The organism is Paracoccus sp. Z118 (assembly GCF_019061185.1).
Classification (GTDB): domain Bacteria; phylum Pseudomonadota; class Alphaproteobacteria; order Rhodobacterales; family Rhodobacteraceae; genus Paracoccus.
Genome location: NZ_JAHQZU010000025.1, coordinates 18,325 through 27,926, shown reverse-complemented (window position 1 = coordinate 27,926; position 9,602 = coordinate 18,325). Strand labels below are relative to the sequence as shown.

Here is a 9,602-nt window from a genome sequence, read left to right as displayed (position 1 = left end):
CGTCGGTCAGCCAGAACAGGTTGCTCATATATCAGGTCTCCTCGCCGTGCCTGAATCACGCCAACAGCCTGAAATCAATGGGTCTGGAGCCTAGGGGTGATCGAGTTCGGCCGTGCCCTGTTTATTCGCAACGAGCTGGCCTTCGCCGCGGACATCGCTACGCGAAGGGTCCTGATTGACCCGCCAGAGACGAGCGGCGATCTCGAGCACCTTGAAGCGACCATTCGGGAGGCGGTCACCTTCAATCGGGACCGGTTGGAGGTCGTGCTGGAACTGCCCCCCTCCGGTGGCATCATACAGATCACCCTGCGTCAGCCGCTGACGCTTCTGGTGCCGGGGCTCTACGGAAATGGCATAACGTTGAGCCTGGATCGACATATCCCTCTAGCTTGGCAAAATTGATCTAGCAGACATACTAGGCGGCTAAGCGTCTTGGATTCGGCAAAGTCAGCGAGGACAACTGTCGGAAGAGCTATGGCTGAAAATGGGTGATGGGGCCTGAGAAGGCGGCGTATCGTGGCGGGTGCTGAAGCCTGCCAGAACCTCGCGAGGGAGCGATACGCCATGAAGGACGATACCACGATCACCCCGCTGCACCAGCCTGGTTCACTCCTCGATCCGCTGACCGAGATTGCCCGTGAGGGCGCGCGCCAGATGCTGGCTGCGGCTCTCAGGGCCGAGGCGACCAGCTTCGTCGCGCAGTTTGCGGACGAACTGCTGCCCGACGGCCGCCAGCGCGTTGTCCGGCACGGCACCGGGCCGGAGCCGGTGATCCAGACCGGCATCGGTCCGATCCCGGTGCAGCGCCAGAAGGTGCGTGATCGCGCCGCCGATGTGGCGGCTGCGAGAAGGATCCGCTTCACCTCGAACATCCTGCCGCGATGGGCGCGGCGCTCGAAGAGCCTCGGTTCCCTGCTGCCGGTGCTTTATCTGCGCGGGGTCTCGACCGGGGACTTCCAAGAGGCGCTGACGGCGCTGCTGGGAGCGGACGCGCCGAACCTGTCGCCTGGCGTGATCTCGCGCCTCACGGCGGGCTGGCAGGAGGACTACGACCGCTGGCAGCGCCGTGACCTTTCCGCCCGCAACTGCGTCTACATCTGGGCCGACGGCGTCTACCTTCAGGTCAGGATGGAGCGAGCCAGGCCGAGTGCATGCTGGTGGTCCTCGGCGCGACGCCCGAGGGACGCAAGGAATTGCTCGGCTTCCAGGTCGGCGTGCGCGAGAGCGCCCAGAGCTGGCGCGAGCTGCTGATCGACCTCAAGGTCCGCGGGCTCGTGGTCCCTCCGAAACTGGCCGTCGGCGACGGCGCGATGGGGTTCTGGAAAGCGGTGGACGAGGCCTTCCCCGGCACCCGACACCAGCGGTCGAACGCATGCGTTCGACGGGTGCACAAGGCCGCCAACGTCCTGAACCACTTCCCGAAATCCATGCAGCCGACCGTCACGGCCGACCTGCGGGAGATCTCCCACGCTGCGACCCGGCCCGCCGCACTGGCAGCCATCGAAACCTTCAAGGAGAAATACGCCGCCCAATACCAGCGCGGGGTTGCCTGCCTGACCAAGGATGCCGAGGCTCTGCTCACCTTCTACGACTTCCCGGCCGAGCACTGGGACCACCTGCGCACATCGAACCCGATCGAGAGCGTGTTCGCCACCGTCCGTCACCGGACCGTCCGGACCAAGGGCGCGCTGTCGCAGAAAACCGCGAAGCTGATGGTCTTCACCCTCGTCAGGGCCGCATCGAAGACATGGCGCAAGCTCAACGGAACGAACCAGTTGCCTCGCCTTATCGAAGGCGTCAGATTCACCGACGGCGTCGCTCAAGCCGACGCCACCAGAAACCGCGCCGCCTGATCAAGCCGCGTCACCCAGATTCAGCAATAGCTCGGACCGTATTCCCTGGGGCGTCGCACCACCGCAACCCGTTGCGGTTGATGAAGATCATACCGCTCAAGACACGCCGATCATCGACCCGCGGCCTGCCATGGCTCTTCGGAAAGAAGGGCTGTAGCCGCTTCATCTGCTCGTCGGACAACCAGAATAGATTGCTCATCGTTCAGTCTCCTCACGGAGGCTGAATCACGCAGCAGCAGGCAGATCAATGATCCTGACCCTAGTTGGCTACGCTCCGGCGACCCTACCGGGACCGCTTCGGCACGCCGGCATCGGTCATCGGGCGAAACTGGCCCTGTACGTGATTGAGCCGCATCGGCGACAACTCGGTCAGATCGATGGATGATGATCGCCCTCCGGCAAGCTCGGCCATGATCTTTCCGGCCATCGGTCCCGGACCGAAACCATGACCGCTGAATCCTGTTGCGATGAGCAGGCCCGGCAGGTCCTCCACGCCCCCCAGCACGGGAACCATGTCGGGAAGCGTGTCGATGACCCCCGCCCAGGACGCTTCGATTGGAAGATCGGCGAGTGCGGGGAAGTATTGTCTGAACTCGACTAGGGCCTGCGCGACCCTTCTCGGCTCTGGCCAGACATTATCGCGAGTCGGAGGAATATCGGCGAGAGGAGGCACATGGGGCCGACGGTAAAGGCGTTGCAGGGGTGCCAGAAAGTTGACCCGTGCCGCATCCGGATTGTCTTTGCGAGCCTGGGCATAAAGCCGCATGTACCGCCACGAATCGAGCCGCAGATCGTACTCGCCCCCAGCGACCGAGATGACCATCGACCCTCGGCTATCCTGACGGATGCCGGTGAGCGGCGCCGAGACGCAGGGGTCAACAGATTGTTCCGGGCTCGGCGAGGTGCGAGCGACTGTCGCACGGATCAGTTCCTGCGGCAGATCGATGCCGACCGAACGCAGCAGTCGTCTGCTGCCGGCACCGGCGGCACACAGGACCGCCGTAGCCTCATGCATGAGATCACCCAGGCGCACGCCCGACACTCTGCCTGCGCTGGTCTCGATCGCCGACACGGCGGCACCGAGGCTGACTGAAGCGCCCCGTTCAACCGCCGCCTCGAAGAAAGCGCGCGTCGCGCGACCCGGCTCGGCCCGCCCATCCGACGCGGTGTACATCGCACTTCTCACCCCGGCGCCCTGCGAGAGCAACGGCACCTTGTCGGCCACCTCGCTCGCGCTGAGAATCCGGGTATCAAGCCCATAGTCGCGGGCGCGGGCCTGCCACTCTGCCTGAGATGCCTCGGTGGCTTCGTCGACTGCCAGCGCGACGTTGCCGCCTTGGAACCAGCCCATCTTGCGGCCAAGTTCGGCCTCGATTCCCTTCCACAATTCTATCGAGGCCATTGCAAGCGGAAGCTCGCGGAAGTCGCGGTTCTGCTGCCGCACGAAGCCGAGATTTCGACCCGATTGGGCCGCGCCCGGCGTCTCGCGTTCGAGAAGCAGGACACGCTGTCCCTGCCGGGCCGCGTGGTATGCCGCCGAACACCCGACGATGCCACCGCCGACGACGATCAGATCCCAGCGCGGCGAACTGTTGCGCCTCATCGATCCATCACCTCACTGAACTCTGGACAGGAAAGCGCGCGTGCGCCTGAATGCCGGGTCGTTGGCGATCTCTGCCGGGCTTCCACACTCGACGATCCGACCGGCTTCCATGAAGGCGACCCGATTGCAGACTTCGCGGGCAAAGCTCATCTCGTGCGTGACCACCACCATCGTCATCCCTTCTTCCGCGAGGGCCCGCATCACGTCGAGCACTTCGTCAACCAGCTCGGGATCGAGCGCGCTGGTAGGCTCGTCGAACAGGACGACCTTCGGCTTCATGGCCAATGCACGGGCTATGGCGACACGCTGCTGCTGGCCGCCCGACAACATGCGGGGATAGTTGTGCATCTTCTGTGCCAGACCGACGCGGGTGAGCAATTCTGCCGCCTGCTCTTCGGCATCGCGCCGGGGAATGCCCAGCACATGGATTGGCGCCTCTATGACATTCTCGAGGGCGGTCAAGTGACCGAACAAGTTGAAGTTCTGGAATACCATTCCGATACGCGCCCGCTGGCGCGCGATCTGCTTCTCGGAAAGCTCGAAGGCGAGGTCGCCTTCCTGCCGGTAACCGATCAGTTCGCCGTCGACGGTAATGCTGCCGCTGTCTATCGGTTCGAGGTGGTTGATGCAGCGGAGGAGCGTTGATTTTCCCGAGCCTGACGGCCCGATCAGGCTGATGACCTCGCCGGGCGCCACCGTCAGGTTGATGTCGTGTAGGACGGTCAAGCCGCCATAGCTCTTGGAGACGCGATCGAAGACGATCATGGGCGAGGGCATCATGAACTCCCCACTTGGCCGGCGGATGTGATTTCCGTGGTAACGCCCAGATCGCGACGCGAGCGGGCGAAGCGCCTCTCGATCCGGGCCTGCAGAACGCTCAGCACCGTTGTCGCGGCGAGATACCAGATACACGCGACGATCAGCAGCGGAATGGTTTGGAAGTTGCGCGAATAGATGGTCTGGGCCGAGTAGAGCAGGTCGGAAAGAGAGATCACACTGACAAGGGACGTCGTTTTCAGCATCCCGATCGTCTGGTTGCCGGTCGGCGGGATGATCACGGTCATCGCCTGCGGCAGGACGATGCGGCGCAGCGCCTTGCCATTCGTCATGCCCAACGCTCTGGCCGCCTGACGTTGACCCGGATCGACCGACAGCAGGCCGCTCCGGATGATCTCGGACATGTAGGCGCCTTCGTTCAGCCCCAAGCCCAGGATTGCCGCCGTGACCGGTGCAATCACCGTGTTGGTGGGGACGGAGACCCACCAGGAGGTGAACGGAATGCCGAGCGACAGTTCGGGAAACAACGCGCCGAGATTGTACCAGAAGATCAGCTGCACCAGCACCGGGGTGCCCCGGAAAAACCAGATATACGCGTTGGCCACCGTCGCGACGACGATATTTCGAGACATGGCCATGATCGCGCAAATCGTTCCAAGGATCACGCCGATCATCATGGTCACGATCGTCAACCAGATCGTCAGCGACAATCCCGACAGGATACGCGAATCGAACAGGTAATTTCCGACCACATCCCAGCCGAAATTGGCATTGCCCGCGATCGAAAGCAGAAAGTAGCCAATCAGGACGACCAGCAGCATGGCCGCAGCGCGGCTGCCCCAGGGCTTGGCAGGAACATAGGTGAGCATGGGCCTGTCCGGCCGCGGGGGAACGGCTGCGGAAGGAGCATCGGGCATGGGATTGGTTCTTTCGATGGTCATCTCGAAGGGCGCGGGCCTGCGGAAGATCCGCAGGCCCGTGCAGCGTTACTCTGAGGGGACCGTCTCCAGGTTGATGCCCGGCTCATGATCCATCATCATCGGCTGGACGCTCCACTCCGAATAGATCCTTTCGTAGGTCCCGTCGGCACGGACCTCCTTCAGCGCCGCGAGAAGGGCCTGACCGAGGTCTGTTTCATCCTTTCGGAAGGCGATGCCGCTCGGCTTTCGCGGCAGGACCGGCATGGGCACCACCGTCACGGCGCGCGGCGCCGCCTTCATGATCTCCTGCGCCGATGCGGCGGAGGTCAGGACGAAGTCCGTGCGTGCCGAATAGAGCGAGAGGAGAGTCGCATCGGAGGTGCCGAATTCCGACACGGAAGGCGCGGGTTTTCCTGCTGCGACGCACGCCTCTGCCAGTTCTGCCGTGATGAACCCGACCCATTCGGTGCCGATCTGGGCTGCCCCGTTGAGTCCGCAAAGGTCCAGGTGATCGTTGACGCCCTCGCTTTTGTCTTCGAGCACATAGGCCGACGACGTGGTGTAACCATAATCGACGAAGCTGACGACTTCCTGCCGTTCTGCGTTGTCGGTGATCCCTTCCATCGCGACGTCCCAGCGGCCGGACTGGACGCCCGGAATGAGCGAATCGAACGCGACCGAAGTGACCTCCAGTTCAACGCCGAGGCGCTCGGCCATGGCGTCCCACAGGTCAACCTCGAAGCCCACCATGTTCCCGGAATCGTCGATGGACTGGAAGGGCGGGTATTTGGCGTCGGTCACGAGCTTGATGACGCCAGCCTCGCGATATTTCGCGGGCAGCAGGTCGGAAGCCGCCTGCGCCTGGGCCGTGCCCGCCATAAGGACCAGAGCCATCGCCCCGAGAGCGCTGCCCGCAAGAGCGATAGTGCGCTGCATATTGTGCGTCGTCTTCATTGCCACTCTCCTGAGTTCATAAGTCGTGGGCGATCGAAGCCCGGCCCCTCTGCGTCGGAGCAAATTGCATGTCCTTGCCCGTCCTTGGACGGATTTCAGTTTGTTGACGATGGGGGCGGACAGTCCGCCTTGATTCTGTCTGACGACCGGCCAGTCAGGATCTGCTCTCCGCTCCCTCCTCGAAGCGGGACCCTGTCGCCTTTTTTATAGAAATAATATCATTAACATCTGTCAATACTATTCATGTTATCCGCTGAGACTCGCGCGCCGCGTTCACCGCGGCCATTGCAATCACAGTCAGCTCCGGCGCATCGCTGTCCGTTCCCGTGAAGTTGTTCACCACGAGGGCTGCCACTGCTCTCAGGGCATCCGCATCCGCATCCGCATCCCGCTGATCCGAACGCAGTTCCAGAATGACGGATTCCAGCAAGGATAGCTGCATCTGCTCGGCGCGGAGTTCCAGCCTCTTGATCTCCTCGCGCAGCGCCGGAACGGCTTGGTGAGCCTTCATCCACGGTCCGGCCTTCATGTTGCGCCGGATCGCACGCAGCGGGCGGATCGCTTCGTCGCGCCAGCCTGCCGTGCGGGCGTCCAGCGCGGCGATCACGGTATCATCGACAACATGCCCCTGTGTGCGGGCATAAAGCGCCGCGATCATCAGCGGCACGTCGAGATGGAAGCATTCCTGCAATTCAAGGCAAGCGGGTGCGACGCCGGGTCTTGCGTAGAATCGTAGCGCGAAGTCCCAGAGCGGACCTTGCAAATCCGGCGCGTCTGCTGTCGTCATACCCGTCCTCCCGCTCAGCTCAGCGCCCGCAGCACACGCGCGGCTGCGGAAACGATACGGTCACGGTCGCGATGCTGACCATCTCTGACCACATGGACGCCCGCAGCCCAGACGTCGCGGACATGGATCCCGCGGCCGAAGATCCAGCGGTCCAGCAGGCTATCGGCCTGATCGAGCGCGAGGGGGTCGTCGAGGGCGACGAGATCGGCGGGCGCTCCGGCGGCGATCTGCGGCACCGGCGCAGCCAGCGCCTGTGCGCCGCCGCGCAGGGCACCGGCGAACAATGCGCGGCCGGTGGAGCCATCCTGCGTGCAGATGTTCCGGCCGCGATGCGCGAGGCGCTGTGAATATTCCAGCATGTTCAACTCGCCCGCCACCGATATCGCCACGTTGCTGTCGGTGCCGATGCCGAAGCGTCCCGCTTGCGCCAGAAACTCTGGCGCAGGAAAGATGCCGTCGCCCAGATTGGCCTCGGTCACGGGGCAAAGCCCCGCAACCGCCCCGCTGGCGGCGATGCCGGCGATCTCGGCCGGCGTCAGGTGGGTCGCGTGGATCAGGCACCAGTCCGGCCCGAGCGGCGCGCGGTCCAGCAGCAGCTCGACCGGCCGCGCGCCGGCATGGGCAAGGCAGTCCTCGACCTCCTTCACCTGCTCGGCGACATGGATGTGGAAGGGGCGGCCCGGCCAGGTCTCGGCCAGTTCACGGATTTCCTCGATGGTGGCGCCGCGCAGGGAGTGGGGCGCAAGGCCCAGCCGGTCCTGCGGCCGGGAAAGCCGCGCCGCGCAGGACTCCATCAGCCGCCCGAAGCTGTCCGGCCCATGCAGGAACCGGCGTTGCCCGTCGCCGGCGGGCGCGGGGCCGAAGCCGCCATGGGCGTAGAAGACCGGCAGGTGGGTCAGCGCGATGCCCGTCGCCTCGGCGGCGGCGAAGATTCGCAGCGACATCTCGGCCGGGTCGGCATAGGGGCTGCCGTTCGTGTCGTGATGCAGATAATGGAACTCGCCGACGCGGGTGAAGCCCGCCTCCAGCATCTCGGCATAGGCGAGCGCCGCCACCGCATCCATTTCGTCGGGGCTTACCTGCAGCGCGAAGCGATACATCATCTCGCGCCAGGTCCAGAAGCTGTCGCGGCTTTGCCCGCGCCATTCGGTCAGCCCGGAAAATCCACGCTGGAAGGCGTGGCTGTGCAGGTTGGGCATGCCGGGAGCCAGCGCCTGGACGCGGGTGGCGCCCGGCTCCGCCGCTGCGCCAGGCGTGACCGAGGCGATTGCGCCGCCGTCCAGCCTTACCGCAACGTCGCGAGCCCAGCCGTCCGCAAGGAACGCCGCTTCCGCATGAATCCACATTCCTCAACCTCCTGCCGCTGGCCGATATTCTCGCCATGTATATACTTGATCTTGGTGCGGGGGAAGTGCAACCTTGGCCATGATGACAGCCCGCGTGATTCCGGTTCGGCGGAATGTCCGCGGATATCGCCCGGAACCGGGCCAGCAATGGGAGCGAGAGATGACCAGAACGCTCTGGACAAATGCCCGCGTCGTCACCGCCGACGGTGGCATCGACCGTGGCCCGGAACCCGGCGCGATCGAAGTGCTGGCGGAGGGCGGCCGGATCGTCGCCGTGGGGGCCGACCTGCCGCGCGAGGGGGCCCGCGTCGTCGATTGCGAAGGGCGGCTGATGACGCCCGCGCCCGTCGATTGCCACACGCATCTGGTGTTCGGCGGCGACCGCGCGCGCGAGTTCGAGATGCGTCTGGACGGCGCGGCTTATGAGGAGATCGCGCGGGCAGGGGGCGGCATCAAGGCCTCGATGCGCGCCACCCGCGAGATGGGAATCGAGGCGCTGGTCGAGGCGAGTCTGCCCCGGCTGGACCATCTGCTGGCCGAAGGGGTTTCCACCGTCGAGATCAAGTCCGGCTATGGCCTGTCGGTCGAGGCCGAGTTGAACATGCTGCGGGCGGCGCGGCGGCTGGAGGTGTTGCGGCCGGTTCGTATCCGCACCACCTGGCTCGCCGCCCATGCGCTGCCGCCCGAATATGCGGGCCGGCCGGGGGATTATATCCGTGACGTCGCCATCGCGGGTCTGGAGCAGGCCCATGCCGAGGGGCTGGTCGATGCGGTTGACAGCTTCTGCGAGACCATCGCCTTCTCGACCGCCGAGCTTGAGCCTCTCTACCGGAAGGCGCTGGCGCTGGGACTGCCGGTCAAGATCCACTCCGAACAGCTTTCCCATTCCGGCGGCACCGCCTTCGCGGCCCGCTTCGGGGCGGTCTCGGCCGATCATCTGGAACATGCGACCGCAGCGGATGCCCGCGCGATGGCGGCGTCCGGCACCGTTGCGGTGCTGCTGCCCGGCGCGTTCTACATGCTGCGCGAAACGGTCGCCCCTCCTGTCGCCGCCTTCCGCGAGGCCGGCGTGCCGATGGCGCTGGCGACCGACTGCAATCCCGGCACCTCGCCGCTGACCTCGATCCTCATGGCGATGAACATGGGGGCGACGCTGTTCCGGCTGACGGTGCCGGAGTGCCTTGCCGGCGTCACCTGCAACGCCGCCCGCGCGCTGGGGCTGGCCGGGGAAACCGGCCGCATCGCCGCCGGGCTTTCCGCCGATCTCGCGCTCTGGAACGTCGAGACACCGGCCCAGCTTGTCGCGCGGATCGGGTTCAACCCGCTTCATGCCCGCATCTTCCAGGGAGAAACAGTCTGACC

General features: G+C 64.9%; 8 protein-coding genes and 2 pseudogenes. 3 read left to right on the top strand and 7 right to left on the bottom strand.

The genetic code is table 11. The features are described from left to right. Nucleotides 1–96 precede the first annotated feature (96 nt). Nucleotides 97–402 carry a hypothetical protein gene (locus KTN05_RS14745; protein WP_217330158.1) on the top strand — a complete coding sequence of 102 codons (306 nt, stop codon included), beginning with the start codon at nt 97–99 and terminating at the stop codon, nt 400–402. A 162-nt stretch (nt 403–564) separates the two neighbouring features. Continuing rightward, nucleotides 565–1,853: pseudogene (locus KTN05_RS14740) on the top strand (IS256 family transposase). A 32-nt stretch (nt 1,854–1,885) separates the two neighbouring features. On the opposite strand, the pseudogene KTN05_RS14735 reads toward KTN05_RS14740, so the two are convergent. From KTN05_RS14735 to KTN05_RS14705, 7 genes and pseudogenes are all read right to left on the bottom strand, one after another. Then, nucleotides 1,886–2,052 (bottom strand): annotated as a pseudogene (locus tag KTN05_RS14735) (transposase); the annotation flags it as partial. A gap of 84 nt (nt 2,053–2,136) precedes the next feature. Continuing rightward, the gene (locus tag KTN05_RS14730; RefSeq protein ID WP_217330157.1) at nt 2,137–3,456 is read right to left on the bottom strand and encodes an FAD-binding oxidoreductase; all 1,320 of its coding nucleotides are present in this window, start codon (nt 3,454–3,456) and stop codon (nt 2,137–2,139) included. Between the two features lie 12 nt (nt 3,457–3,468). Next, a complete protein-coding gene (locus KTN05_RS14725; protein WP_217330156.1) occupies nt 3,469–4,221 on the bottom strand; it encodes an amino acid ABC transporter ATP-binding protein in 753 nt (250 codons plus the stop codon). Nucleotides 4,222–4,232: 11 nt separating this feature from the next. Continuing rightward, a complete protein-coding gene (locus tag KTN05_RS14720; protein ID WP_217330155.1) occupies nt 4,233–5,174 on the bottom strand; it encodes an amino acid ABC transporter permease in 942 nt (313 codons plus the stop codon). A gap of 45 nt (nt 5,175–5,219) precedes the next feature. Then, nucleotides 5,220–6,107 carry an ABC transporter substrate-binding protein gene (locus KTN05_RS14715; RefSeq protein WP_217330154.1) on the bottom strand — a complete coding sequence of 296 codons (888 nt, stop codon included), beginning with the start codon at nt 6,105–6,107 and terminating at the stop codon, nt 5,220–5,222. 241 nt (nt 6,108–6,348) lie between these two features. Next, nucleotides 6,349–6,894, bottom strand: coding sequence for a TIGR02444 family protein (locus KTN05_RS14710; RefSeq protein ID WP_217330153.1), 546 nt, complete (start codon nt 6,892–6,894; stop codon nt 6,349–6,351). A gap of 14 nt (nt 6,895–6,908) precedes the next feature. After that, nucleotides 6,909–8,240, bottom strand: coding sequence for a formimidoylglutamate deiminase (locus KTN05_RS14705; RefSeq protein WP_217330152.1), 1,332 nt, complete (start codon nt 8,238–8,240; stop codon nt 6,909–6,911). Between the two features lie 160 nt (nt 8,241–8,400). Between KTN05_RS14705 and hutI the strand changes: the two genes are divergently transcribed. Then, nucleotides 8,401–9,600 carry an imidazolonepropionase gene (hutI, locus tag KTN05_RS14700; RefSeq protein ID WP_217330151.1) on the top strand — a complete coding sequence of 400 codons (1,200 nt, stop codon included), beginning with the start codon at nt 8,401–8,403 and terminating at the stop codon, nt 9,598–9,600. The last annotated feature ends 2 nt before the right edge of the window (nt 9,601–9,602 follow it).

Excerpts from the sequence above, each read along its gene's own strand:
- KTN05_RS14705 (WP_217330152.1), bottom strand. The coding sequence starts at position 8,240 with ATGTGGATTCATGCGGAAGCGGCGTTCCTTGCGGACGGCTGGGCTCGC.
- KTN05_RS14725 (WP_217330156.1), bottom strand. The coding sequence starts at position 4,221 with ATGATCGTCTTCGATCGCGTCTCCAAGAGCTATGGCGGCTTGACCGTC.
- KTN05_RS14730 (WP_217330157.1), bottom strand. The coding sequence starts at position 3,456 with ATGAGGCGCAACAGTTCGCCGCGCTGGGATCTGATCGTCGTCGGCGGT.
- KTN05_RS14720 (WP_217330155.1), bottom strand. The coding sequence starts at position 5,174 with ATGACCATCGAAAGAACCAATCCCATGCCCGATGCTCCTTCCGCAGCC.
- KTN05_RS14710 (WP_217330153.1), bottom strand. The coding sequence starts at position 6,894 with ATGACGACAGCAGACGCGCCGGATTTGCAAGGTCCGCTCTGGGACTTC.
- hutI (WP_217330151.1), top strand. The coding sequence starts at position 8,401 with ATGACCAGAACGCTCTGGACAAATGCCCGCGTCGTCACCGCCGACGGT.
- KTN05_RS14715 (WP_217330154.1), bottom strand. The coding sequence starts at position 6,107 with ATGAAGACGACGCACAATATGCAGCGCACTATCGCTCTTGCGGGCAGC.